The organism is Neorhizobium sp. LMR1-1-1.1 (assembly GCF_040675795.1).
In the GTDB taxonomy this organism is placed as follows: domain Bacteria; phylum Pseudomonadota; class Alphaproteobacteria; order Rhizobiales; family Rhizobiaceae; genus Neorhizobium; species Neorhizobium cellulosilyticum.
The window spans coordinates 208,968-234,030 of sequence record NZ_JBEGHE010000047.1 but is presented as its reverse complement, the minus strand read 5'-3'; the positions used below and the strand labels follow the sequence as shown (position 1 = coordinate 234,030).

Sequence of the window (25,063 nt, the reverse complement as noted above, 5' to 3'; positions counted from 1 at the left end):
CTCGATCGCCATGTGGTTCGGGGCGATGCTCTTCTTCTGGAGGATCTGGCTGTGACGTTCCCGTCCGACCTCCCGAAACTGGCCCTGTCGATTCGGCAACCTTGGGCGTGGGCCATCCTTCACGCCGGAAAGCCTGTCGAGAACCGCGATTGGAGACCTTCTAACCCCGGCCTAAAATTTCGCGGCCGCGTCTGCATCCATGCCTCGGCCGGGATGACGCGGGACGAATATTCCGACGCACGCCGGTTCATCTGGAGCCTTGGCATTACCGACGTACCGATTCTCGAGGATCTACAGCGGGGCGGCATTGTCGGCGTTACGACGATCGTCGATGTGGTTTCCGATCTCGACAATCCGTGGTTTTTCGGTCCGCGCGGCCTAGTTCTGCAGGACTCTGAAGCTGTTGACTTCATTCCGGTCAAAGGCGCACTCGGTTTCTTCGACTGGCGCCCTCGCTCAATTGCACCTGCACCGCTTTCCGGAGCCGACGCCTTCCAGCAAAAAGGATTGTTCGATGGTTGACCTATTCGGTCGAGGCCTCGAGCTCGACGCCGTCTTTCATGGCAAGAACTGCCGCCTCTCCCTCAGTCGATCGTGGGGACCAGGCCCGCGGGCCTTGGTTATTGGCTGTAATCCCTCCGACGCAAGCCACCTGAAGGAAGATCCTACATCGCGCTGGTGGACACGATGGTTCACAGAGTTCGGCTTTGGCGGCTACGAAGTGGTGAACCTTTATCCGTTCATCACATCGAGCCCGAAGAAATGCCGCCAGTTAGTGGCAACGATCGGTTCTGGCGCGTGGGACGTTCGAGATGACCTTCATTTTGTAAACCTCCCGCACGTCGTCGCCAAGGCGAAGCAAGCTCATAAGGTGTTCGTTTGCTGGGGAGGAATTGCCTGGGACAGCGACTGGATCAACCACGTAGTTGAGGAAATTCAGTCAGGCATCGCACCGTATCCGGATCTCTGGTGCTGGGGCACTACCGCGTCAGGCGCACCGAAGCATCCGTTGGCGCGAGGCGCTCATCGCATGGCTTGGGATCAGCCGGCCATCATCTGGAAATCAGCGTCATGACGACCGCCACGCCACTTCCATACATCTATCGCTGGAACCGTCAGAGCCGCAAAGGACAGCCCTGCGAGGTCACCGTTCGCGGGACATCGATGAACAGCTGCGCTGTCCGATTTTCCGACGGCTACAGCATGGTCACCAGCCGCAACGCCTTACGCAAAAACAAGGAGGGAAAATTGTGACCGACCTCGATCTTCTTACCCCCTCCGAAGCGGCCGAGATGCTGACGATCAGCGTCAAGGTCTTGCGCGAACACGTCGATGCAGGTGAGATTGCCTTCATTCCGAAGGGCAGCGGCAAGAAAAGGCCGCGTATGGCCTTCGACCGCAAAGATATTCTCGACTTCATCAATCGCCGCAGGATGCGAAAATGTCCGTCTACAAGCCCAAGAACTCGCCGAATTACCACTTCGACTTCCAAGTCGGAGGTCATCGGTTTCATGGAACGACGGGCACAGCTAATCGCCGAAAAGCGGAAGAAGTAGAGCGGGAAGAGCGGGCGAAAGCCAAAGCGCACCAGGCCGCAGCTCGAGACTCTGGCAGCGGCCCTCTCACCCTGAACACAGCGGCCGATCGCTACTGGCTCGAGGTGGGACAGCGTCATGCAAATTCTGACACCACATCCACCGACCTCGCGAGGCTGATTGAGTATTTCGGCCAGGAGAAGCTTCTCCTCGACATCACCGACGCCGACGTTGCTAAGCTCGTTCAGTGGCGCCGCTCCCAGACGGCCTGGGGTCGCGAGAGAACCAAGGACGACAAGCCGATGCGGTTCGTCTCGGCCGCGACGGTCAACCGCTCAACTACGCTTGTGCTGAAGAAGCTTTTTACACGTGCGAAGAGAACTTGGAAGTACACCTTCCCGGGCGAGCCGTCGTGGCGAGATCACTTCCTGTCGGAGCCGAAGGAGAGGATCCGCGAGGTTCACGACCAAGAGGGCCGCGCTCTCGACGCCAAGATGCGATCGGACTACGAGCCGATATTTGCCTTCGCTCGCGCAACGGGCTTGCGTCTCGACGAATGCCTGATCGAGTGGTCCATGGTCAATTGGCAGACTGGGTGGATCACCAGAAGCGGAAAAGGCGACCGATTGGTGAAAACGGCGATCACATCGACGGTGCGCGAGATCCTCAAGCCGCTGATGGGCAATCATCCCAAATTCGTCTTCACCTACCAGGCGCAGCGCGCTCGAAAATCCGACGCTTCCTACAAGGGCGACGGCGAGGCTCGCGTCCGCGGGCAGAGATACCCGGTAACTTATTCAGGCCTGAAGACGCAGTGGAAAAAGCTGAGGCTAGATGCAGGCGTTGTCGACTTGCGCTTTCACGATTTCCGCCACGACGTCGCGACCAAACTCCTGCGGAAGACCGGCAACTTGAAGATGGTCCAGAAAGCGCTCAATCACGCCGACCTGAAGACGACCGCGCGCTATGCGCACGTGCTCGATGAAGAGGTAGCGGCCGCGATGGAGGGCTTGCACGAAAAACAAAAGAGTGACACACAGTCCCGGAAAAAGTCCCGAACACAAAAGCGAGGTGCCGCGTAAACTACTGCTGTGGTTGCGTAATTCGGACTTTGCGTATTTTCCTGGGGGTCAAGGGGTCGTGGGTTCGAATCCCGCCATTCCGACCAATTATCCCCCATCTAAAATCAGTTGGATTTTTCTCTCTTGCGCTTCGCACGATGGCATCGTCGAAGGGCAGGCTCTTGCGTTTTCCGCCTACCTCAACAACAGCTCCTCCCGGTAAATCGCAACTCCCCTTTTTTCAACCCGATAAAAAATGCCGCCCCGTTGGACGGAGCGGCATCGGTAATCGCGGAAAGATCGAGCACCTTAACGATAGGGCGAGTAGCACTGCTGGCGGGGACCATTATAGGGCTGGAAAGTGTTGTCATATGTTCGATATGAACGATAGCGAGCATAGCACCAGTTCACATGGCTGTTGCCGCCGACATAACGGCGCTCCGGCGGAGCGTAGCGAGGCGCGGCCAGTGCGCCGCCGATGATAGCACCGGCAGCAAGCCCGCCAATGATCGCACCTGTATTAGAGCCGCCGTGATGACGATGGTGACGCCAGCGACGGTCACTGTAATACCGGCGATCATCACGCCAGCGACGCTCGTCACGCCAGCGGCGATCGGAATAACGTGGTCCATAACGTCGCCAGTCATGACGGCCTTCACGCCATTGAACCTTCTCAACCTGCTGTGAGGCTTGAACCGAAGGGGCGCGTACCATCGGAAATGCATTGGCCGGTACGACGCCGGTCAATGCGGTAACCGCGGACACCAGGATAATTGCAAGTTTCTTCTTCATTTCATTCTCCTCGGAATGTCTCCCTGAGGTAAATGATCTGATTTGCGTGCTGAACCAGAGGTGAACAGTAAAATTCGGGTGATCACATATAGTTGTGGTGACCGGCGTTGATTGTTTCAGCGTACCTGGTCCAGTAACCGCTTACATTCCAGGAGATCGAACAGCGCTTCCTGCAGCAATGCGCGATCTTCCTTGCCCACACTCGATTTTCCGATCGACACTTCCGGAGTGCCGTCGTCCCCAGATGAACCGAAGCCGAAAAAGCGGCCGCTGGGCTTGACCTTGGGCCGTCCCAGAACCTGATCTTCCTCGGTTGCTCCAACCTTCGGCTCGGCGTGCTTCTCGCTGCTTGAGGCAATAATGGCGTCCATGGTGGCAACATCGCCCGAGGCGATGGCCGCAACGAACTTGTTGCCATTCGTCTTCAGAAGCTTCTGCACGCCCTTGATCGTATAACCGTGATCGTAGAGCAGATGACGGATGCCTTTCAGTAGCTCGACGTCCTCAGGCCGGTAATAACGACGACCACCGCCACGCTTCATTGGCTTGATCTGCGTGAAACGGGTTTCCCAGAAGCGCAAAACGTGCTGCGGCAGATCGAGATCATCTGCGACTTCGCTGATCGTGCGGAATGCATCCGGGCTCTTGTCCACGCTCAAACCTCCAAACAGCGGCCGTGAAGCCGACCCAAGCCACGCCACCTCGCTTCAGATCTGACGCGAGAACAACCGGGTGACGATTCATAATCCTGGTATCGCATGCCGATTCCGGCTTTCGTGACGATGCGACAGACTACGCTCGGATTCCCACTTATCTCAATGGGTTGAGAGCAAGGATTCAAGCATGTTCACAGGAATGAGATAAAACAGGAGCTTATGCAGAGCGTTTCCGCTTCTCTTCAAAACGCTAAATCGCTCTATCTCTTTATCTTGACGCAATTCCGGACGGAAAACCCGTGCCTAGTTTGGCTTCAATTGCTTCAAGCTCAGGCGACCGGAGCCGCAGACTTCTGCTTGGCCTTGCGGCTGGTATGGGACTTCAAGATCCGTTGCTTCAGGACATTGGAAGCCTTGAAGGTCATGACCCGGCGCGGAGAAATCGGCACTTCCTCACCGGTTTTCGGGTTACGTCCGATACGCTCGTTTTTCGAGCGGACCTGGAAGGTCGCGAAGGAGGAAAGCTTTACGACCTCGCCGCGAATGATCGCGTTGCAGATCTCATCAATTACTGTCTCTACGAGCTCCGCCGACTCAGTCCGGGAGAGCCCAACCTTGCGAAATACCGATTCCGCCAAGTCTGCACGCGTCACTGTCTTTCCGGCCATGATCCCCGCCCAGTTTGCAAATTGATCTCGTCAAAGCCACACAAGACTATTTTGCTTGGCGATCAGGGTCAAGCACCTGTCGCCAATCAGTTATTTGTTCCGGAAGGCCGTGGCATTCCTACCAGCGAACGAGAACAGAACCCCAAGTAAATCCACCGCCCATCGCCTCGAGCATCACCAGATCGCCCTTTTTTATCCGGCCGTCCGAAAGCGCTACTGAAAGTGCGAGCGGGATCGATGCAGCGGACGTGTTTCCATGAAGATCCACAGTCACGACAACCTTCTCTGGCGGAATGCCGAGCTTTTTGGCAGACGCATCAATGATACGGCGGTTGGCCTGGTGCGGGACAAGCCAGTCGATATCCTCGGCTGTTGTTCCAGTCGCTTCGAACGCGCCTTCGATAACGTCCGTGATCATGCCGACAGCGTGCTTGAAGACCTCGCGGCCTTCCATGCGCAGGTGGCCAACCGTTCCGGTCGAGGACGGCCCACCGTCGACATAGAGTTTTTCCTTGTGGGAGCCATCAGAGCGCAGCTTGGCCGTCAGGATGCCACGATCACTCATGGTCCCCTCGCCTTCCTGGGCCTCGAGCACGAGTGCGCCCGCACCGTCGCCGAACAGAACGCAAGTCGTGCGATCTTTCCAGTCTAGGATACGCGAGAAGGTCTCAGCGCCGATTACCAGCGCGCGGCGTGCCATGCCGCCGCGAATATGCAGATCGGCCGTCGCCATCGCATAGACAAAACCGGTACAGACGGCCTGCATGTCGAAGGCATAACCGTGTTCCATACCGAGACGGCGCTGGATGTCGACAGCCGTTGCCGGGAACGTGTTGTCCGGCGTCGAGGTCGCAACCAGGATGAGATCGATGTCGTCCGTTGTCAGGCCGGCATTGTCGAGCGCTGCGCGTGCAGCCTGCTCTCCGAGCGAGGCCGTGGTTTCGCCTTCGCCAGCGATATAACGCTGCGTGATGCCGGTGCGCTGGACGATCCATTCGTCGGTCGTATCGACGATGTCTTCCAACTCACGATTGGTCACTACCCGTTTCGGGAGCGCTGCCCCATAACCGCGAACTACTGATCGGATCATTCTCAATCACATCCTGTCGTCATGCAGCTTCAGGACCAGCCGGAGGCTGATGCTTGGCATGATAAAGTGTCAAATCCTGCGCGATCTTCGCGTTCAGGTCGTTGCGCGCCATGTCATAAGCGACATCGATCGCCGCGGCAAAACCATCGGCAGTGGTGCCGCCATGGCTTTTGATAACGATGCCGTTAAGGCCAAGGAATACGCCGCCATTGACCTTGTTCGGATCCATCTTCTCACGCAGCCGGTCAAACGCGGGTTTAGCCAAAAGATAGCCGATCTTGGCAAGTAATGTGCGGGACATCGATTCGCGAAGCAGCGTCGCGATCTGCTTGGCAGTGCCTTCAGCTGTCTTCAGCGCGATATTTCCGGTGAAACCTTCAGTGACGACCACGTCGACCGTACCCTTGCCGATATCGTTTCCTTCGACAAATCCGTGGTAGGCGATCGTCGGAAGGTTAGCCTCGCGCAGTAACCGGCCGGCTTCCTTGACTTCTTCCTGTCCCTTCACCTCTTCAACGCCGACATTGAGAAGGCCAACCGTCGGGCGGTCGATCTCGAACAGGGCGCGCGCCATGGCGCCGCCCATCAAAGCGAAATCGAGAAGCTGCTGGCTGTCAGCACCAATCGTCGCCCCAATATCCAAAACAATGCTTTCGCCTTTGAGGGTTGGCCAGATGCCGGCGATTGCCGGGCGCTCGATATTGGCCATCGTCCTCAGACAGAACTTGGCCATGGCCATCAGGGCGCCGGTGTTTCCAGCAGAAACGCAGACATCCGCCTCTCCGAGTTTCACCGCCTCGATGGAGCGCCACATGGATGAAACGTAACGGCCGCGCCGCAGAGCTGCGCTCGGTTTTTCGTCCATGGAGACGGCGACTTCGCACTCGTGAAAAATCGAGCGGTCGCGCAGTTTCGGATACTTGGCCAGCAACGGCTCGCATTCGGCCTTCAACCCATAGATGATGAAGGTCGCCTCGGGGTGCCGTTCGAGAGCCTTTGCAGTACCGGGTATGACAACCTCGGGACCGAAATCACCCCCCATGGCATCCACAGAAATTCTGATCACGCGTATCTGATCCTTATCTTCGACCGAACGGACCGGCCATTAAACCCGTCCAGCGGTCGTCGCCGGCGTTCCGGCCATGCTCATGCTTGGCCCTGTCGGCGAAATCGTGGCCAAAATATAGTTTTCGCCGCCGCTTACAACAGGCCTAGTCTTTTTTCCAGTCCTTGAGCGCCGCGAACGGGTTCGGCCGATCGCTCTTGGCATCAGCCGTGCTCTCGATATGGTCCGAAAACTCGACGCCCTGCTTGCGCGGATAGGGATCGATCGCCAGTGCCGCAAACTCGGTGATCGCCTCGCCGATATCGATCGTGTCTCCGGCGAATTCCTCAGGAAGATCGGGACCGTCCGGATCAAGCACCATCTCGGCCGCGTCCTTGGCGACGACGCGAGCGAGCTTGGATCCCTCGGGAACGAATATCTGCTCGAAATCTTCATTGATGCGCGATTCGACCGGCTCCAGCGTCAGCACGCAGGCCTGGATGATCTCGGCCTCGACGCGCCCCTTGACGCGCACGCCGTCCTTCTTCCAGCGCGACAGATAGACTTCCGCCTGCAGCGACTTCACCTCCAGAACCTGCCATATCTCGGCAAGATCCTTGCGCTCACGGTCATCGGCAGACACCTTGACTGTAACGGCATTGGCCGAAATGTTTCCGACTTTGACCGGATAGGAGAATGGCGGCTTTCCCGCCGAATTGTTGTCGTTTTTCATCTTTCCTCACTTTCCCGTTTCAGCCGGCCAAGGGCTGCGGGATAACCGCGTTTCCGCGGGCGATATCGTCTTCCGGCGTTACAGCGAGATGCCGCTCCGCCTCGGCCATCCATGCGGCCAGCCGCGCCATATCAGGCGCAGACTGGTTTTCCGGATATATGTTGCGGGCAAGGCCTTTCGCCAGCTCTCCAAGATCGCCCGCATCGAGCGCCTTGGCATAGGTCTCCAGCCGCCCGTAAAACATGCCGGCGAGTTTTTTCATGCGTTTGGGAACGCCCTGATCACCGATCCCGAGCTCGCGGATCGAATGGTCGAGATCCTGGAAAAACGCATCCACAATTTCCTGCGCCAGTTCCTGCCCGCTGGTCGGAGACTTCGCGGTCCGGCGAAAAAACAGGATCATTGTGATCGACAGCATTTCGTAGCGGCCCATGACCGTGTCGGGCACACCAAGATCGGTGTAGAACACAGGCGCGCGGGCAGCCGAGGTAAGGGCCGCATATTGCCGGTCGACAATGACCCGATTGTGTTTTTTCTTTTTGAACAGCCCGAAGATCATCGATAAGTCCCGCGAATGTCCGGGCCCAATGTTGCATGGAGACGAAAGCTGGTTTACCGAAGCAGGCGCGAATTGCAATGCCGTTCGGCCGGGGCCGCAGACGGGATGCGTTCGATCCGTAAAAGGTTTGGCATTGCAGGGTTCTCTTCCCCGGAATAGCCACAATGGTGATGAACAGCAGAAGTCCGGTCTCAAGCGCCGGTCTCGTTTACCTGGGGGATCCCGTTGAAGAAGCGGACTGTCGAGTACGGTATGAATTTTCTGAATAAAGCCGCCATCAGCCTTGTGCTTGTCGCTTCCGTCACCGCCGCTGGCTGCACGTCGATGGATATCGGCGACACCATGTATAACGGCTACGTGATCGACCAGAAGTCGCTTGCCCTGATCCCGGAAGGTTCGAGCCGCGAACAGGTGCTGCTGACAATGGGCACGCCATCGACAACGGCGACCTTCGATTCGGAAGTGCTCTATTACATTTCACAGAAGCGCGAGCGCGCCGCCGCCTTCATGAAGCCGAAGCTGGTCGAGCAGTCGGTTCTCGCCATCTACCTCAACAAGGAAGGCGTTGTCGCGCGCAAGGCGAACTACACGCTCCAGGACGGCAAGGTATTCGACACGATCTCGCGCACCACGCCAACCGGCGGTCGCGACCTGACCTTCCTGCAGCAAATCCTCTCCGGGGGGTCCGGGCCCGGCGCAGGTGCGGCGGCAATGCGCAGCTTGCTCAGCAACTAAACAATCATCGAATGCACAGAAGCCCGCGGATCGCTCCGCGGGCTTCTTTCATTTGAAGAGGTGGCAGGCAGTTCAGCCAGCGAGGATCGCCAGCAGCAGCAAGGCCACGATATTGGTGATCTTGATAGCCGGGTTGACCGCCGGGCCTGCCGTATCCTTGTAGGGATCGCCGACCGTATCACCGGTGACCGAGGCCTTGTGGGCATCGGAACCTTTCAGGTGACGCTGGCCGTCCTTGTCGACGAAACCGTCCTCAAAACTCTTCTTGGCATTGTCCCATGCGCCGCCGCCAGACGTCATCGAGATGGCGACGAAGAGGCCGTTGACGATCACGCCGAGAAGCGAGGCTCCCAGTGCCGCAAAGGCAGACGCCTTGTCGCCCCCGGAGATCAGTAGAACGCCGAAATAGACGACGATGGGGGCGAGGACCGGAAGCAGCGAAGGAATAATCATTTCGCGGATAGCGGCACGCGTCAGAATATCGACCGCACGACCGTAGTCCGGCCGATCGGTACCCTGCATGATACCCGGCTTCTCGCGGAACTGACGGCGAACCTCTTCGACGATCGAGCTTGCTGCCTTGCCCACGGCGGTCATGGCAATACCGCCGAACAGGTAGGGAATAAGACCACCGAAGATCAGACCAGCGACGACGTAAGGATTGGCAAGGCTGAACGAGATCGGCCCTACCCCTTCGAAGTACGGATATTGCTGCGGATTGGCGGCAAAATACTGCAGGTCGTTGGAGTATGCGGCAAACAATACGAGTGCACCAAGACCGGCGGAACCGATGGCGTAGCCCTTGGTGACCGCCTTGGTGGTGTTGCCGACGGCATCGAGCGCGTCGGTCGACTTGCGAACTTCCGGCGGCAGATGAGACATTTCGGCGATACCGCCGGCATTGTCCGTGACCGGCCCGAAGGCGTCGAGCGCGACGATCATGCCGGCAAGGCCGAGCATGGCGGTCACGGCAATACCCGTGCCGAAGAGGCCACCCAGCTGATAGGTAGCGATGATGCCGCCGACGATGACGATTGCCGGAAGCGCCGTCGATTCGAGCGAAACGGCGAGACCTTGGATAACGTTGGTGCCGTGACCGGTAACCGACGCCTGGGCAATCGAATTGACCGGGCGTTTGTTGGTGCCGGTATAGTATTCGGTGATAACGACGATCAGAGCCGTGACGACGAGACCGACAAGACCGCAGACAAAAAGGCTGGTGCCGGTGATTTCCTTGCCGGCAACGGTGCCGATCACACCCCAGCCGACCGTCATCGACGTGGCGATTGCAATGCCAAAAATGGAAAGAACGCCGGTTGCGATCAGGCCCTTGTAGAGAGCCCCCATGATCGAGCCGTTGCTGCCGAGCTTGACGAAGAAGGTGCCGATGATCGACGTGACTATGCAGACGCCGCAGATGGCCAGCGGATATAGCATCGCCGATTCGAGCACCGGAGCGCCGGCAAAGAAGATCGCGGCAAGCACCATGGTCGCAACGACCGACACCGCATAGGTCTCGAACAGGTCGGCCGCCATGCCGGCGCAATCGCCGACATTGTCGCCGACGTTATCGGCAATCGTTGCCGGGTTGCGCGGATCGTCTTCGGGAATGCCGGCCTCGACCTTGCCCACAAGGTCGCCACCGACATCGGCACCCTTGGTGAAGATACCGCCGCCGAGACGAGCGAAGATCGAGATGAGCGAAGCGCCGAAGCCGAGCGCGACAAGCGCGTCAACGACCTCGCGAGAGCTGCTTGCGTGGCCGAGGCCTGCGGTCAGCACCCAGTAATAAATGGAGACACCGAGAAGTGCGAGACCGGCAACCAGCATGCCGGTGATCGCCCCCGATTTGAAGGCGATATCTAGCCCCGCGGCAAGGCTGTGCGAAGACGCTTGCGCCGTACGAACATTGGCCCGGACGGAAACATGCATGCCAATAAAACCTGCAGCGCCGGACAGTACCGCGCCGATTATAAAGCCCAAGGCAGCCGTGCCGGACAGAAGCAGCCATGCAAGTATGGCAACGACGACGCCGACTGCGGCAATCGTCATGTACTGGCGCGTCAGATAGGCTTGAGCCCCCTCACGGATATAGCCAGCAATTTCCTGCATGCGTTCATTGCCCTGGTCGGCGGCCATTACGGAACGCGTCGCCCACACGGCATAGATGATCGACAGCAGACCGCAGACGATCACACCCAAAATGACTGTCATACTATTTTCCTCTCCCTGATCGCCGGGACGAAAAATCCCGGCTGCGCATTTCCCTGCGGATGCTCTCCCCTCCCAAGGAAGCGTTTCCGCCATGCGAAGCGAGATTGCGGTGGAGATGAAATGACGTCAAGCCCTGCGGGGACAAGGGCTCAAATGGACGCAGGTTGTAATATGAGTTAATACTCGCCTTACAGCGACTTCGCCGAAGAGCGCCTGAACAGCAGGGCGGCGATCAAAAGAAGGCAGATCACCGCAACCGGCCAGATCACCATATTGATGAAAGACCAACCCCAGGTGACGAAGACCTTGCCTGAGGAGAATGACGACAATGCCACCGTGCCGAACAGCACGATATCGTGAAACCCCTGAACCTTGTCGGCTTCATGCGGCCGGTAGCTGGATGCGACAATCGCGGTCGACCCGATGAAGCCGAAATTCCAGCCGATGCCGAGCAGGACAAGCGCGCCCCAGAAATTCCAGAGCTCGATGCCGAGATGCGCGACGACGGCGCAGCCCATCATCACGAAAATGCCGATTGCAACGACCTTTTCGGCACCGAAGCGAGAGATCAGCGAGCCGGTGATGAAACTCGGGCCGAACATGGCAAGCACATGCCACTGGATGCCAAGGGTCGCCATTTCGGGCGGGAAACCGCAACCGATCACCATGGCAAGCGGCGCCCCAGTCATGACGAAGGTCATCAGCGCATAGATGCAGATGCCGCAGATCATGCCGGTTAGAAAGCGCTGCGTCAGCACGATCTCTTTCAGCGGCCGTGCCGGCTCAGAACTTTGGGGGGCCGTCTTCGTCTGCGGAAGCTTCAGAAAGGAGAATATGCCGATACCCGCGAGGCAGAGCGGAATGAGCGCGATGAAGGCTCCCGCAAAGGTCACCGGGGCAAACAAGTCCTTCGCCCAGATGACGATCTGGGGGCCGAGAACCGCCGAGACGATGCCCGCGCCGAGAATCAAGGAAATCGCCTTGGGCTTGTAGGAGGACGGCGAAGCATCTGCGGCGGCAAAGCGGATTTTTTGCGTGAAGCCGGAGGACGTGCCGATGAATAGAAGCGCCAGGGCGAATAGCCAGAAACTCTCGCGAAAAAGTGCGATCGCGGCGAAAGCACCACCGGCGGCCCCGATCAGGCAACCGGCCATGAAGGCTTCACGGCGACCGAGAAAGCGCGACAGAATGGCAATGACGACTGCGCCGCAGGCCGTTCCGACATTGAAGGCGGTGATGGGGGCCGTGGCGAGAGACTTATCGTCGCCGAGCAACTGATATCCGGCAAGCGAGCCGATCGCGATCGAAAGAGGCGCTGCGGATCCAAGGATTGCCTGGCTTATAGCAAGTAATGCGACGTTGCGGCGGGCGGCGCGCATTTGCGTCTGAAGGCCGTCCACCACACCGTCCATGTCTGCCTACCTGTTATTTCTTGTCGCCACGAACCTGTTTGGCAATCCGATCGAGAACCGCATTGACGATACGCGGCTCGTCTTCTTCGAAGAAGGCGCGTGCGATCTCGACATATTCGGTAACAATGACCGGAACCGGGACGTCCTTGCGCTCGAGGATTTCGAACGTGCCGGCACGTAAGATGGCGCGGAGCGTCGAATCGAGACGCGAGAGCGGCCAGTCTTCCTGCAGCGAGGAGCGCACGATCGGGTCGATCTTGGTCTGGTCACGCACGACGCCGGAGACGATCGAGCGGAACCAGGACGGGTCGGCCTTAAGATAGGTGTCGCCGTCGAGTTCCTGGCCCAGGCGATGGGCCTCATATTCAGCCACGACCTCAAGCACACCCGTACCACCGATATCCATCTGGTAGAGCGCCTGCACGGCTGCGAGGCGGGCTGCACCGCGCTGGTTGACCGGCTTGATCTGTTTTTCTTCGTTAGACATCAGCGTGCACCGTTCAGCTTTTCGCGCACGGCGATCATTGTCAGTGCCGCACGGGCTGCAAAGCCGCCCTTGTCCTTGTCCGAACGGCGCACACGCGCCCAGGCCTGATCGTCGTTCTCAACGGTCATGATGCCGTTGCCGATGGCAAGCGATTCCGAGACGGCAAGATCCATCAATGCGCGCGAGGATTCGTTGGAAACGATATCGAAGTGATAGGTCTCGCCGCGGATGACCATGCCGAGGGCGACGAAACCGTCATATTCGGTGCCGCCGTTTTCGGAAGCGTCGAGCGCCATGGCGATCGTCGGCGGAATTTCCAGCGCACCGGGAACGGTAATTACATCGTAGGTCGCTCCCGCCTCCTTGAGTGCCGAAGTTGCACCGTCAAGCAGGGCATCGGCCATATCATCATAGAAGCGAGCCTCTACGATCAGGATGTGTGAAGCGGTTTCGAGCGACATGGATCACCTTAAGATACGTGTATTCGGTCCGGCAAGTGGCGGACTTCTAGCATGGGCGCGGTCAAAACACGCCCGGAGGCGCTTGGCAAGCGATTTTGCGGGAACGAGGCCTGCATGCCGGGAATAGGATCGTCTCAAGACGCTCCACAATACTTAATCAATCCCGGTTCGGATCATCTCCATAGCCAGTAATTAATTATCTGTTAAACTAAGCAGACAAAGCGTATCACTCTTGCCACCTTCGTTTTATTAGAGATCTATTATTCGACGCAGAGATGCAGGTGGATAATGGAAAAGCACCGCTTCCAAATGGATGAGATGGACGACCTGCTGCTGAACATATCAATGGCCCGTGGTCTTGAAGAAATCATGACCGTGGTTAGGCAATCCGCGCGCCGCCTGATCGGCGCCGATGGCCTCGCATTCATCCTGCGCGACAAGGACGATTGCTATTATGTCGATGAAGACGCCATCAAGCCGCTGTGGAAAGGACAACGTTTTCCTATGGAGGCCTGCATTTCTGGCTGGGCGATGCAGCATTCCGAAGTGGTCGTCATAGACGACATCACCAAGGACCCTCGTGTTCCGCAGGATGCCTATCGCCCGACTTTCGTCAAAAGCCTCGCCATGGTGCCATTGAGGCCAGGCGATCCGTTTGGCGCGATTGGAGCCTACTGGTCAACCGTCGGCACCCCACCGGACGACAGCGTCTACAGCTTGCAGCGTATTGCCAATACGGCGGCGGTGGCGATGGCCAATGTGGCACTGACCAATTCGCTTGCCGAAGCGCGGGATGAGGCGGCACGCGCCCGCGACGCGATGATCCTAGCCATGGCATCACTTGCCGAAACACGCGACCACGAGACGGGCGACCATATCCGTCGCACGCAACATTATGTCCGCGTGCTTGCCGAGGCACTCAACCGGCGTGAACCGGAAACGACGGGACTCGACGAAGAATTTGTCGACCTGCTCTATAAGTCGGCTCCGCTCCACGATATCGGCAAGGTCGGCATTCCTGACCGCATCCTGCAGAAGCCGGGGCGGCTCGACCGGGCGGAATACGACATCATGAAGACCCATGCCGATCTCGGGCGCACGGCGATCGCCACCGCGGAGCGTTATATCGGATCGAGCAATCCGTTTCTCAGCCTCGCCAAGGAAATTGCCCACTGCCACCATGAGAAATGGGATGGCACGGGCTATCCGCGCGGTTTGAAGGGAGAAGACATTCCGCTTGCCGGCCGGATCATGGCCGTCGCAGACGTCTATGATGCGCTGGTATCGGAACGGGTCTACAAACCCGCGATGAGCCATAACGAAGCCGTCGACATCATCACCGGCGAAAGCGGCAAGCATTTCGATCCGGCTGTCGTCGCGGCATTCGACGAGGTGGCTCCGCAGTTTGCGGAAATCCACCGCCAGTTTTCACAGCCGATCTGACGCTGAAAGACCTCAGGCCTTGGCAGGAAATTCCGCCAGACGGGCTGCATATCGCGCCATCGTGTCCACTTCGAAATTGATGAAATCGCCCGGCTTGCGGTCACCCCAGGTGGTCACAGCCAGCGTGTGGCGGATCAGCAAGATATCGAAATCGGTACCGTTAACGGCATTGACGGTGAGCGACGTGCCATCAAGCGCAACCGAGCCCTTGGGCGCAACAAAACGAGCGAGATCTTCAGGCGCACGCAGGGTGATGCGAACCGCCTCGCCTTCCGCCTCGACCGCCAGAATTTCAGCCTTGCCATCGACATGACCGGACACGATGTGACCGCCAAGTTCGTCACCGATTTTCAGCGCCCGTTCGAGATTGATCCGCGTACCCTTGGTCCACGATGCGATCGTCGTCAGGCGCAGCGCCTCTTCCCAGGCTTCTACTTCGAACCAGCGCTCGTTGCTGCCGTCTTCGGGAAGCGTGGTCACGGTCAGGCAGACACCGCCATGGGCAATCGAAGCGCCCATATCGATCGTCTTCGGGTCGTAATTGGTGGCGATGCGCAGCTTCACGCCTTCATCCAGAGCAGTCAGTTCGGAAACCGTGCCGATATCGGTGACAATACCCGTAAACATCAAAGGCCTCTTTCATATTCGAAGCTGCGGTCTGCGCCGAAACGCTCCTGCCGCACGCACTGAAATCCTGCTGGAATATCGGAAGGCGTTGCCGGTGATTCAATCCCACCTGCACCGACAACCAGCTCGGACTGGGCAAGCACGAGACGATCGACCAATCCGGCCTCAAGGAAGCTGCGGCCGACACGGGCTCCGCCCTCGACCATCAACGAAGAAATTCCGCGCGTGGCGAGATTGGCCAGAAGGTCACGCAAGCTGCTTGCCTGCAGAACTTCGACGCCTGCAGACATCAGGGCGCGCAGGCGTTCTTCATTGGATGGATGCGTTTCGCAGAAGGGATCCGTGACAGCAACGACCGGGACGGTACCGGTCGATTTCACCAGCTTGGATGTCAGCGGCAGTTCCAGACGACGATCGAGAACGATCCTCAATGGCGAGCGGCTTTCCAGTCCCGGCAGGCGAACCGTCAGTTCCGGATCGTCTACCAGTGCCGTGCCGATGCCGACGAGAATGGCATCGTTTTCGGCGCGCATCATATGCACCTGGGCGCGCGACTGCGGCCCGGTGATCAGCAGTTCCTCGCCGCGACGGCCAAGCATGCCGTCGGCGGAAACTGCAAGCTTGAGAGTCACATAGGGCAATCCCCTCGTCTGGCGCGAGAGGTAGGCCGAAAGCACGCGACGCCCCTCGTCCTGCAGCAGCCCGGTCTCAACGACGATACCGGCTTCGCGCAGGATGCCGAAGCCGCGACCGGAAACGCGAGGGTCAGGATCGTTGAGGCAAACGACGACACGGGCGACACCTGCGGCAACCAGGGCGTTGGCACAGGGGGGCGTGCGGCCGTAATGGGAACAGGGCTCGAGCGTGACATAGGCCGTTGCTCCCCTCGCCCGCTCGCCGGCAACCGCAAGCGCCTGCGTCTCGGCATGGGGCCTGCCGCCAACGGCGGTAACGGCCTGACCGACGATCGCACCGTCCTTGACAACGATGCAGCCGACGGAAGGGTTGGTTGCCGTCAGACCGGCATGCCATCGCGACAGCCGCAGGGCGGCTGCCATGAAGCGCCGGTCTTCGGCTGCGCTCGTCAAGCGCCCTCTCCAGATTCCAGCCCCGGATCACGGGCAAGCTTGGCGTTGATTTCCTCGATCACCTTCTCGAAATCCTCCGCATGAGAGAAATCGCGGTAAACCGAGGCGTAACGAACGAAGGCGACGTCATCGAGGCTTTTCAGGGCTTCAAGCACCTGCAGACCGATCTGCTCGGACGAGATTTCCGCCTCGCCGGAGCTTTCCAGCCGGCGAACGATGCCGGACACGGCACGTTCGATGCGATCGGCATCCACCGGCCGCTTGCGAAGCGCAATCTGGAAGGAACGCACGAGCTTGTTGCGGTCGAAAGGCGCCTTGCGGCCGGTCTTCTTCAACACCATCAGCTCGCGCAACTGGACGCGTTCGAAAGTGGTGAAACGACCGCCGCAATCCGGGCAGATGCGGCGCCGGCGGATGGAGGTGAAATCCTCCGCCGGGCGACTATCCTTAACCTGGGTATCTTCAGAGCCGCAGAATGGGCAGCGCATCTGCTCTCCTTAGAGGTAGGGGTACATCGGGAAACGATCGGTCAGGCCGACGACCTTTTCACGAACGGCAGCTTCGACAGCTGCATTGCCCTCGTCGGAATTGGCAGCCTTCAAGCCATCGAGAACTTCGACGATGAAGTTGCCGATCTGCTTGAACTCAGCTTCCTTGAAGCCGCGGGTCGTGCCGGCTGGCGTGCCGAGGCGGATACCCGAGGTAACGAAGGGCTTTTCCGGGTCAAAGGGAATGCCGTTCTTGTTGCAGGTGATGTAACCGCGGCCGAGAGCGGCCTCGGCGCGCTTACCGGTGGCGTTCTTCTTACGCAGGTCGACCAGCATCAGGTGGTTGTCGGTACCGCCCGAAACGATGTCGAGGCCACCGGCAACCAGCGTCTCCGACAGTGCCTTGGCATTCTTGACGATCTGGGCTGCGTATTCCTTGAAATCGGGCTGCAGTGCTTCACCGAAGGCAACGGCCTTGGCGGCGATGATGTGCATCAGCGGGCCGCCCTGCAGGCCGGGGAATACGGCCGAGTTGAACTTCTTTGCCAGATCCTCATCGTTGGTGAGGATTACACCACCGCGCGGGCCGCGCAGCGACTTGTGGGTCGTGGTTGTGGCAACGTGGCAGTGCGGGAACGGCGACGGATGCTGGCCACCGGCAACGAGACCGGCGATATGGGCCATGTCGACCATCAGGTAGGCGCCGAATTCGTCAGCGATCTCGCGGAAACGCTTCCAGTCCCAGATGCGGGAGTAAGCGGTACCGCCAGCGATGATCAGCTTCGGCTTGTGTTCGCGTGCCTTGGCGGCAACATCGTCCATGTCGAGCAGGTTGTCGTCTTCACGCACGCCGTAGGAAACGACATTGAACCACTTGCCGGACATGTTGACCGGCGAACCGTGCGTCAAGTGCCCCCCGGAATTCAGGTCGAGACCCATGAACGTGTCGCCCGGCTGCAAGAGCGCGAGGAAGACGGCCTGGTTCATCTGCGAACCCGAGTTGGGCTGAACGTTGGCGAAGTTGACGCCGAACAGCTTCTTGGCGCGCTCGATGGCAAGCTCTTCGGCGATATCGACGAACTGGCAGCCACCGTAATAGCGCTTGCCCGGATAGCCTTCGGCATACTTGTTGGTCATGATCGAGCCCTGGGCTTCGAGCACGGCGCGCGAGACGATATTCTCCGATGCAATCAGCTCGATCTCGTGACGCTGACGACCGAGTTCCTTCTCGATCGCGCCAAAGATTTCCGGGTCGGTTTCGGCGAGCGGGCGGGAGAAGAATGCTTCGGTATTCGACATGAGCAAGGCTCCTGGGAGAGGTAAGAAAGCGGTGTGACGCGTCTTAGCGCTCTGCCCGTTGAAGGGCAAGACAAAGAGCGACATTTGCACGCTCCGGCGCGGTGTAGGAGACACTGTATCCCACCTCTTTCCATTCATTCAGGCTTCAAGGCCGAGAAACTGGAAAGCGGACGTCGGCTTGAAACTCTTTGTAACATTGCTCGAATAGATGTGATCCTGATTTGAGCCGAGATCGGGCCTCAATGACCTTGCCCGTATCGGCCGAAAGATCGATCGCCTTGAGATCGACCCAGAAAGTATTCGACGTCAGAGCGGGGTCGAAGAAATGTCAGGCTCTTCAGCCCAGAGGGAAGGTAAACGTTGCGGATAACGCTGAATACGCTGGCGAGAGAGCGGTTCTGGTCTTCGAAGTTCGACATGGGATCGACGTAAAAGGAGGCACGGGCAAAGCGGGCCGCAACCGAGGGACATTTCAGCAACGAGGCGGCTGGCGCCACGGCAACACCTGCGGCAAGCAACAGGCATCTGTTAATCCGCGGTCTCCGCACCCATCGGAAGCTTCAGATTAGCGCCGCCTCAACTGCAAACAATAGAAAAACGGAGCGGTCGAATTGGTTGCTGCGATCGTGGCAACGTAAAAAGGCCGGGCAATACGACCCGGCCTTTCATCAAGATATTTCCGTCACTTTACTGCGGCAGCATGTCACTTTCGGTAAGCGCCCCTTGCCGCTGTTCAATGCCGGTGGTCGTCTGCAGCGCCAGTTCCTGATTGCCATCCTTCTGGTAGATGTCGTCGCGAAACTGGACAACACGGTCCTTGGCCGACCATGCGGTGATGTAGACGATATAGACAGGCACTTCCTGGGCGAGCTTGATCGGATTGTTCTGCCGGGTCGAGATGACGCGTTCAATCTCCTGACGCGACCAACCTGGCGTATCACGCAGCAGCCAGGTGATCATGTCGCGAACGTTCTGGACGCGCATGCAACCGGAGGATTCGAAACGCATCAGCTTGTTGAACAGGCCCTGCTGCGGCGTATCATGCAGATATTCGTTGTTCGGGTTATGGAAGTTGATCTTGGTCGAAGCCATGGCATTGATCTTGCCTGGATCCTGACGGAACATCAGGTTTGGTGCCTTGGGTGCGTTCCAGTCTACGGTTTCCGGCGCCACTTCCTGGCCACGACCGTCGAACAGTCGAATCTGGTTGCGGGTCAGGTAGGTCGGGTCCTTGCGCATCAACGGGACAATATCTTTCTCGACGATCGAGCGAGGTGCTGTCCAGTACGGATTGAGAATTACTTCATAGATCTTGGAGTTAATCGCATGGGTCGGACGGTCGATACGGCCAACAACGGCATTGGTGCGCAGGGCAACACGGTCGTTTTCTACGGCCTCTATATACATGGCGGGGATATTGACCATGAGATAACGCTGGCCGAGATCACCTGACATGGACTGAAGCCGCACGAGGTTGGTCTGCAACTGCATCAATCGCGTCTGTGCCGGAACGTTGAGCGCCTTCACAGTGAATTCGCCAAGTACACCATCTGCCGGGAGACCGTGCCGAGCCTGGAAACGTTTCACGGCGCCATCGACATAACTGTCGAAAGCCGTCGACATGCCTGCACCCTCGTCAAGGTCTCCGGAAATGGTGAGGCGCTGGCGAAGCTGCTGAACGCTCGAATCGGCGACGCCGAGCTGCAGGCGGGTCGACGGACGCACTTCCGGCCAGCCGCCGTTGGAAACGATCGACTGGTAGGTGTAAATTGCCTGCTGGATATTTGCAGGACCTTCGGTGCCCAGGATCGGGTTGTTCGAGACAACACCAACAGCAGTGCGCGAGCCCCGCGCATCGAACTGATCGTCCCAACTGCCGCGCCGCGGGGCATTGATGAGGGAATCAATCGGGCTCTGTGCAAGCGCCGGTGCGGCCAATGCCGCGGCACCTGCCGAAACAGCAGACCGCAGCAGCGCGCGGCGAGACAAAACTTCAAGTCCGATTTTCTTCGACATCATTCAATCCATCTGATCCCGGTCAACAGAACAGCGCTACAGGGATATGGTTAAAAAGGCGCAAAAGCCAAGCAGGTGCCCTTTTCGGCCCGCTCTGCCTCAATCGGCAAAGCCCCTTTTTACCGATTGCTTGAACATGCCCGGTCCCATAGCAATATGGCCAATTCGTGTCACCAGGCGAAGGGTCACAAGCCTGTGTTGCGCTGTGACTTTTCTGCCGTATCGCAAACGCAAAAAATCACCCATCGGTTGGGCGCATGTGGCAACTGGCTGGATCTTCGTTTGGCCAGGAAATTCGCCGTAGCCTGGAGGCACCCGACACAGGAGCATCAAGCGTGCACGCCCATTTTACAGTCTTGCCCTTTTAATCGCTTTCCGCAAAACAGGCGACCATTGAAGAATCACCCTCGGCACGAGCAATCGCTCGAGCGAGCAATTTTCGCAACAAAGCGCCAGTTTCAAGCAAGGCGACAGCAATAAATTCTATGACTTATAAATATAGGGGTGGAGAAATTAAATGCAGTGGAAGCCGGTAAACACTCTCATTCCAAACAAGCTGGTCTTTCTATTGTTCGATCATCTTGAGAGCGCTCAGTGGGTCGGTTACGTCAACGAAGACGGTATTTGCGAATGGCCTGACAAAGTCCGCGGATATCGTCCGACAGGCTGGCAGGAAGTGATTGTGGACCTGACCCGCATCAAGGCCATCGGCGGCTGAACTCTCCACCATTTCCGGATATAAAACGAGCAAACCGGAGCGTAGGCCTTACGCTCCGGTTTGCTTTTGTGCGTTACCGCATGACTGGAGGCAATGGGGAACGCCAAGCCCTTAGTGGTTTAAAGGCAGATCGCGGTTCCGGTCCGATTACATCCGGTAAGCGATCGAGTCGTTCCAGAAACGATCCAGGCGCTGCAGCAGGCGGTTCATCTGTGAGAATTCGCCTTCGCCGATGCCGCCGACCTTTTCGATCGAGCCGATGTGGCGCTCGTAAAGCTTCGCGACGGTTTCGGCGATTTCTTGGCCAGCAGGCGTCAGGCTGATGCGAACCGAACGGCGGTCGATGCGCGAACGGGCGTGGTTGATGAAGCCCAGATCGACCAGCTTCTTGACGTTGTAGGAAACGTTGGAGCCGAGATAGTAGCCGCGGGAGCGGAGTTCACCGGCCGTCAGTTCGGAATTGCCGATGTTGAAGAGAAGAAGAGCCTGAACGGCGTTGACGTCGTCGCGACCCTGACGGTCGAACTCGTCCTTGATGACGTCGAGGAGACGGCGGTGGAGACGTTCCACCAGGTGCAGCGATTCCATGTAAAGTCCACGGATCGTGTCTTCGTGCGGATCTGCGACTGCCGGTGCCTGCGGCTTGAGCTTCGTGTTCATCATAACTGCCTCACTGTTTTGTTTGGCGGTGTGTTTGTTTCTTCCCGCCTTGAGACAGACCCTATCGAATGCGCATAAAATTCGACTTAAAACACTTGCTTAACAAAAGCCTACCGGCATTTTCGGATTTTGTCGGCACTGTGGCGAAGACCTTCCCCGCAGTTTTTCTGCCTATAAAAATCAATATCTTAGCTCGAAAAAATCACTAAAATTCGAGCTAAATGCCTTTAGGATCAAGGTGAATCAATCCTTACCTTCTCCTCTTTGCGCCTGCCTTCCAGCCATAATGCGAGACGAAATACGACATAAAGGCTGGCCACAAGGACGTTCAGAAGCGGGACAAGATGGTTCTCGCCAAAAATTTCGGGCCAGACGACATACATGAGAATTTGGATGATAGCCGCCATTGTCCACAGGACAGCGCCCCAGGGCACGGCAAGCCACAAACCAAGAGAAGCAACCGGGAAAAGAACAGCAAGAGCCGGAGCGGTAACTCGCCAAGGCAAGTCCAGCAGATCGAAGCGAGCCCTGCCTTCGAGCGAATACCCGACGAGCATCGCCCAATATTGCATGCCGAACCAGAAACAGGTGGCGGCAATCATCCTCATGAAGAAGACGAACAGGAGCTCAGTCAGCGTGCGCCGTGGCGTCGTGGGTGAATCAGATTCCATGGACATCGATATATAGGCGCATCAGGCCAGCCGCCAGCCACACGCATGGCAGCAATGCTTGATCCTGACCATTCATAAACAACTTGTCGCATGCTAAGGACCGGCCAACAAAAATAATGGAGACACCGTCATGGATAAGACGCATCTCGTCGACGAGATCACCGGGCACCGCAGGATGCGGCGCAATCGCAAGGCGGACTGGGTCCGCCGCATGGTGCAGGAAAACCGGCTGACCGTTGACGATCTGATCTGGCCGATCTTCATCACCCACGGCACCGGCATTTCCGAGCCGCTGGCGGCCATGCCGGGCGTCAACCGGATGAGCGTCGACAAGGCGGTAGAAGCGGTGAAGGAAGCGGCTGATCTCGGCATTCCGGCCATCGCTCCGTTCCCGGACATCGAGATGGAACTGCGCGATCCGACCGGCTCGCATATCCTCGATGCCAACAACCTGATGAACCGGTTCATTCGCGAGACCAAGAAGGCCGTGCCTAATATTGGCCTGATCACTGATGTGGCGCTCGACCCGTTCACCAGCCACGGCCATGACGGAATTCTGCGCGAAGGCATCATCGTCAATGATGAGACCGTCGATCACGTAGTGAAGGCCGCCGTCATGCAGGCGGATGCGGGCGCCGACATCATCGCACCGTCGGAAATGATGGACGGCCGCATCGGCGCCATCCGCCGCGGCCTGGATGCGGCAGGCCATCAGGATGTCGGCATCATGTCCTATGCGACGAAGTTCTCGTCGGGCTTCTACGGTCCCTATCGTGAGGCAATCAATACCGGCGGCCTGCTGAAGGGCGACAAGAACAGCTATTACATCTCTCCGGCCAACGGCACCGAAGCCCTGCGCGACGCCGCACTCGACGTCGAGGAAGGTGCCGACATGATGATGATCAAGCCCGGCCTTCCCTATCTCGATATCTGTTGGCGCGTGAAGGAAGCCTTCGGCCTTCCGACCTATGCCTATCAGGTGTCCGGTGAATACGCGCAGATCAAGGCGGCTGCCATGAACGGCTGGATCGATGGCGACCGGGTGATGATGGAAACGCTTCTCTGTTTCAAGCGCGCAGGATGCGATGGTATCCTCACCTACTTCGCCGTCGACGTGGCCAAAAAGCTAGCCAAGGACTGAGACCGGGCATTTGCGCCGAGACTTGCTAAGGTTGCAACGTCTCCCCATATGATTGGGGAGAAACAGGAGACTGAGTATCAATGAGCCTCGACCCGAACCCGACCTATGCCGCACCGGAAGACTGGCGCGCCTATAGCGGCGTTCTTTCACGCCGGGTGTTCGCCTTCATTCTCGACTATCTGATTGTGCTTCTGCTCTGCATTCCGGCGGCGGTGATCGTCTTCTTTCTCGGCATCATCACGCTCGGCCTCGGCTTTATGCTTTATCCGGCGCTGTTCGTCATCGTGGCGCTTCTTTATTTCGGCATGACGCTGGGCGGCCCGTCGCAAGCCTCGCCCGGCATGCGCGCCATGGGCATCACACTGATGCGGACCGATGGGAGGCGATTGGATTTCATGACGGCAATGGTCCACACGGTGCTGTTCTGGCTGATCAACTCGATCCTGACACCGCTTATCCTGCTTGTCGGCCTGTTCACCGAAAGGTCGCGGCTGGTACATGATATGCTGCTCGGCACGGTCATCGTCAGGACATCCTGACCACTACTCCAGGTGCGGCCGGTTATCCGATTTTGGTGACTGGCCGCGCTTAAAACCAGGCCCCGAAAAGCGCATGGTTGACGTTTTCCATTTATGCGCCATGGTATGACATTTCTCACTCCATGACGGGATTGGCCATACCTCCATGAATACCCAGACAACGCCTTCCCCGCAGTTTTATCTGACGGCTCCGGCAGTTTGTCCTTATCTTCCGGGTGAAATGGAACGGAAGGTGTTTACCCACCTCGTCGGCCCCCGTGCAGCGGAAATGAATGACCTCCTGACGCAGGGTGGCTTCCGCCGATCACAGAACATCGCCTACCGACCAGCCTGCGAGGCCTGCCGCGCCTGTGTGTCGGTGCGCATACTTGCAGGTGAGTTCGAGCCGACGCGTTCGATGAAACGCGTCATTTCGGCAAATCGCGACCTAATCGCGACCGTTCAGCCGGCCCAACCGTCGACCGAGCAGTTCGCGCTGTTCCGACGCTATCTGGACGACCGCCACCAGCATGGCGGCATGTCGGACATGTCCGCCCTCGATTATGCGATCATGGTGGAAGACACGCATGTCAACACGCGGCTGATCGAATACCGGATCCGCGAGCCGGGATCCGGTCTCAGCAAACAGCCGCAGGGAGAATTGATTGCCGTCGCGCTCACCGACATGATGAGCGACGGGCTTTCGATGGTCTATTCCTTCTTCAACCCGAAATACGAGAAGCGATCGCTCGGGACATTCATGATCCTGGATCACATCAACCGGGCGCGTTCGCTCGGCCTGCCGCATGTCTATCTCGGTTACTGGGTCAAGGGATCACCGAAGATGGATTACAAGACCCGCTATCAGCCGCAGGAACAGTTGATGGCGCGCGGGTGGGAACGGTCTCTGCCTCCGGCAACAGATAGCGACGATTAGCGGCCGTCG

Annotated in this window: 29 protein-coding genes; 11 read left to right on the top strand and 18 right to left on the bottom strand. The window is 58.2% G+C overall.

Annotation, left to right across the window (positions count from 1 at the left end; genetic code table 11):
• The first annotated feature begins 51 nt into the window (after nt 1-51).
• Genes MRBLMR1_RS24395 through MRBLMR1_RS24375 form a run of 5 tightly spaced genes read left to right on the top strand, consistent with a single transcriptional unit; the run spans nt 52 to nt 2,617 of the window.
• The gene (locus tag MRBLMR1_RS24395; protein WP_500066757.1) at nt 52-522 is read left to right on the top strand and encodes an ASCH domain-containing protein; all 471 of its coding nucleotides are present in this window, start codon (nt 52-54) and stop codon (nt 520-522) included.
• Nucleotides 515-1,075: a DUF1643 domain-containing protein gene (locus MRBLMR1_RS24390; protein WP_500066755.1), complete on the top strand. Its 561-nt coding sequence runs from the start codon at nt 515-517 to the stop codon at nt 1,073-1,075. Before MRBLMR1_RS24395 ends, MRBLMR1_RS24390 begins: the two co-directional genes overlap by 8 nt.
• Entirely contained in the window at nt 1,072-1,254 is a 183-nt protein-coding gene (locus tag MRBLMR1_RS24385; RefSeq protein WP_500066753.1) for a hypothetical protein, read from the top strand. The genes MRBLMR1_RS24390 and MRBLMR1_RS24385 overlap by 4 nt, the downstream gene beginning before the upstream one ends.
• Complete coding sequence (locus MRBLMR1_RS24380) at nt 1,251-1,556, top strand: helix-turn-helix domain-containing protein (protein WP_500066751.1); 306 nt, start codon at nt 1,251-1,253, stop codon at nt 1,554-1,556. The genes MRBLMR1_RS24385 and MRBLMR1_RS24380 overlap by 4 nt, the downstream gene beginning before the upstream one ends.
• Nucleotides 1,442-2,617 carry a tyrosine-type recombinase/integrase gene (locus MRBLMR1_RS24375; RefSeq protein WP_500066749.1) on the top strand — a complete coding sequence of 392 codons (1,176 nt, stop codon included), beginning with the start codon at nt 1,442-1,444 and terminating at the stop codon, nt 2,615-2,617. The genes MRBLMR1_RS24380 and MRBLMR1_RS24375 overlap by 115 nt, the downstream gene beginning before the upstream one ends.
• A gap of 288 nt (nt 2,618-2,905) precedes the next feature.
• Here the strand turns inward: MRBLMR1_RS24375 and MRBLMR1_RS24370 are convergent, their stop codons facing one another.
• From MRBLMR1_RS24370 to MRBLMR1_RS24340, 7 genes are all read right to left on the bottom strand, one after another.
• Nucleotides 2,906-3,388 carry a BA14K family protein gene (locus tag MRBLMR1_RS24370; protein WP_183827118.1) on the bottom strand — a complete coding sequence of 161 codons (483 nt, stop codon included), beginning with the start codon at nt 3,386-3,388 and terminating at the stop codon, nt 2,906-2,908.
• Nucleotides 3,389-3,504: 116 nt separating this feature from the next.
• A complete protein-coding gene (locus tag MRBLMR1_RS24365; RefSeq protein WP_183827121.1) occupies nt 3,505-4,041 on the bottom strand; it encodes a MerR family transcriptional regulator in 537 nt (178 codons plus the stop codon).
• Between the two features lie 332 nt (nt 4,042-4,373).
• Entirely contained in the window at nt 4,374-4,712 is a 339-nt protein-coding gene (locus MRBLMR1_RS24360; RefSeq protein ID WP_139673127.1) for an integration host factor subunit alpha, read from the bottom strand.
• 118 nt (nt 4,713-4,830) lie between these two features.
• Nucleotides 4,831-5,802 carry a beta-ketoacyl-ACP synthase III gene (locus MRBLMR1_RS24355; protein WP_148145325.1) on the bottom strand — a complete coding sequence of 324 codons (972 nt, stop codon included), beginning with the start codon at nt 5,800-5,802 and terminating at the stop codon, nt 4,831-4,833.
• 19 nt (nt 5,803-5,821) lie between these two features.
• Nucleotides 5,822-6,868 carry a phosphate acyltransferase PlsX gene (plsX, locus tag MRBLMR1_RS24350; protein WP_206826334.1) on the bottom strand — a complete coding sequence of 349 codons (1,047 nt, stop codon included), beginning with the start codon at nt 6,866-6,868 and terminating at the stop codon, nt 5,822-5,824.
• A 145-nt stretch (nt 6,869-7,013) separates the two neighbouring features.
• Nucleotides 7,014-7,580: a YceD family protein gene (locus MRBLMR1_RS24345; RefSeq protein ID WP_500066745.1), complete on the bottom strand. Its 567-nt coding sequence runs from the start codon at nt 7,578-7,580 to the stop codon at nt 7,014-7,016.
• A 19-nt stretch (nt 7,581-7,599) separates the two neighbouring features.
• Entirely contained in the window at nt 7,600-8,139 is a 540-nt protein-coding gene (locus MRBLMR1_RS24340; RefSeq protein ID WP_500066743.1) for a ubiquinol-cytochrome C chaperone family protein, read from the bottom strand.
• A 219-nt stretch (nt 8,140-8,358) separates the two neighbouring features.
• Between MRBLMR1_RS24340 and MRBLMR1_RS24335 the strand changes: the two genes are divergently transcribed.
• On the top strand, nt 8,359-8,874 hold the full coding sequence (locus MRBLMR1_RS24335) for an outer membrane protein assembly factor BamE (protein WP_500066916.1): 516 nt from the start codon (nt 8,359-8,361) through the stop codon (nt 8,872-8,874).
• A 72-nt stretch (nt 8,875-8,946) separates the two neighbouring features.
• Here the strand turns inward: MRBLMR1_RS24335 and MRBLMR1_RS24330 are convergent, their stop codons facing one another.
• From MRBLMR1_RS24330 to ribH, 4 genes are all read right to left on the bottom strand, one after another.
• Nucleotides 8,947-11,088 (bottom strand): sodium-translocating pyrophosphatase, encoded by a 2,142-nt coding sequence (locus MRBLMR1_RS24330; protein WP_500066741.1) that lies wholly within the window; start codon nt 11,086-11,088, stop codon nt 8,947-8,949.
• Nucleotides 11,089-11,276: 188 nt separating this feature from the next.
• Complete coding sequence (locus tag MRBLMR1_RS24325; protein ID WP_500066739.1) at nt 11,277-12,500, bottom strand: MFS transporter; 1,224 nt, start codon at nt 12,498-12,500, stop codon at nt 11,277-11,279.
• Nucleotides 12,501-12,513: 13 nt separating this feature from the next.
• The gene (nusB, locus tag MRBLMR1_RS24320; RefSeq protein WP_148145332.1) at nt 12,514-12,987 is read right to left on the bottom strand and encodes a transcription antitermination factor NusB; all 474 of its coding nucleotides are present in this window, start codon (nt 12,985-12,987) and stop codon (nt 12,514-12,516) included.
• Nucleotides 12,987-13,448, bottom strand: a complete 462-nt coding sequence (gene ribH, locus MRBLMR1_RS24315; RefSeq protein WP_148145333.1) for a 6,7-dimethyl-8-ribityllumazine synthase — start codon at nt 13,446-13,448, stop codon at nt 12,987-12,989. Before ribH ends, nusB begins: the two co-directional genes overlap by 1 nt.
• A 288-nt stretch (nt 13,449-13,736) precedes the next feature.
• Here ribH and MRBLMR1_RS24310 point away from each other — a divergent pair, with 288 nt between their 5' ends.
• Nucleotides 13,737-14,891 (top strand): HD domain-containing phosphohydrolase, encoded by a 1,155-nt coding sequence (locus tag MRBLMR1_RS24310; RefSeq protein WP_500066736.1) that lies wholly within the window; start codon nt 13,737-13,739, stop codon nt 14,889-14,891.
• A gap of 12 nt (nt 14,892-14,903) precedes the next feature.
• Here the strand turns inward: MRBLMR1_RS24310 and MRBLMR1_RS24305 are convergent, their stop codons facing one another.
• The 5 genes from MRBLMR1_RS24305 to MRBLMR1_RS24285 form a co-directional block, all read right to left on the bottom strand.
• Nucleotides 14,904-15,518: a riboflavin synthase gene (locus MRBLMR1_RS24305; protein WP_404945258.1), complete on the bottom strand. Its 615-nt coding sequence runs from the start codon at nt 15,516-15,518 to the stop codon at nt 14,904-14,906.
• Nucleotides 15,518-16,606, bottom strand: a complete 1,089-nt coding sequence (gene ribD, locus MRBLMR1_RS24300) for a bifunctional diaminohydroxyphosphoribosylaminopyrimidine deaminase/5-amino-6-(5-phosphoribosylamino)uracil reductase RibD (RefSeq protein ID WP_500066734.1) — start codon at nt 16,604-16,606, stop codon at nt 15,518-15,520. Before ribD ends, MRBLMR1_RS24305 begins: the two co-directional genes overlap by 1 nt.
• A complete protein-coding gene (gene nrdR, locus MRBLMR1_RS24295; RefSeq protein WP_148145335.1) occupies nt 16,603-17,094 on the bottom strand; it encodes a transcriptional regulator NrdR in 492 nt (163 codons plus the stop codon). The genes ribD and nrdR overlap by 4 nt, the downstream gene beginning before the upstream one ends.
• Nucleotides 17,095-17,103: 9 nt before the next feature.
• Entirely contained in the window at nt 17,104-18,393 is a 1,290-nt protein-coding gene (gene glyA / locus MRBLMR1_RS24290; RefSeq protein WP_500066732.1) for a serine hydroxymethyltransferase, read from the bottom strand.
• Between the two features lie 687 nt (nt 18,394-19,080).
• A complete protein-coding gene (locus tag MRBLMR1_RS24285; RefSeq protein WP_148145337.1) occupies nt 19,081-20,409 on the bottom strand; it encodes a L,D-transpeptidase family protein in 1,329 nt (442 codons plus the stop codon).
• Nucleotides 20,410-20,926: 517 nt separating this feature from the next.
• Here MRBLMR1_RS24285 and MRBLMR1_RS24280 point away from each other — a divergent pair.
• On the top strand, nt 20,927-21,127 hold the full coding sequence (locus MRBLMR1_RS24280) for a hypothetical protein (protein WP_148145338.1): 201 nt from the start codon (nt 20,927-20,929) through the stop codon (nt 21,125-21,127).
• 147 nt (nt 21,128-21,274) lie between these two features.
• Here MRBLMR1_RS24280 and ldtR read toward each other — a convergent pair whose 3' ends face one another.
• Entirely contained in the window at nt 21,275-21,787 is a 513-nt protein-coding gene (ldtR, locus tag MRBLMR1_RS24275; protein ID WP_148145573.1) for a transcriptional regulator LdtR, read from the bottom strand.
• Nucleotides 21,788-22,020: 233 nt separating this feature from the next.
• On the bottom strand, nt 22,021-22,464 hold the full coding sequence (locus MRBLMR1_RS24270) for a DUF6163 family protein (protein WP_500066729.1): 444 nt from the start codon (nt 22,462-22,464) through the stop codon (nt 22,021-22,023).
• A gap of 124 nt (nt 22,465-22,588) precedes the next feature.
• Between MRBLMR1_RS24270 and hemB the strand changes: the two genes are divergently transcribed.
• From hemB to MRBLMR1_RS24255, 3 genes are all read left to right on the top strand, one after another.
• Nucleotides 22,589-23,599 carry a porphobilinogen synthase gene (gene hemB, locus MRBLMR1_RS24265; protein WP_404945256.1) on the top strand — a complete coding sequence of 337 codons (1,011 nt, stop codon included), beginning with the start codon at nt 22,589-22,591 and terminating at the stop codon, nt 23,597-23,599.
• 80 nt (nt 23,600-23,679) lie between these two features.
• Nucleotides 23,680-24,138 (top strand): RDD family protein, encoded by a 459-nt coding sequence (locus tag MRBLMR1_RS24260; protein ID WP_148145341.1) that lies wholly within the window; start codon nt 23,680-23,682, stop codon nt 24,136-24,138.
• Between the two features lie 145 nt (nt 24,139-24,283).
• On the top strand, nt 24,284-25,054 hold the full coding sequence (locus MRBLMR1_RS24255; RefSeq protein ID WP_183827150.1) for an arginyltransferase: 771 nt from the start codon (nt 24,284-24,286) through the stop codon (nt 25,052-25,054).
• Nucleotides 25,055-25,063 lie beyond the last annotated feature (9 nt).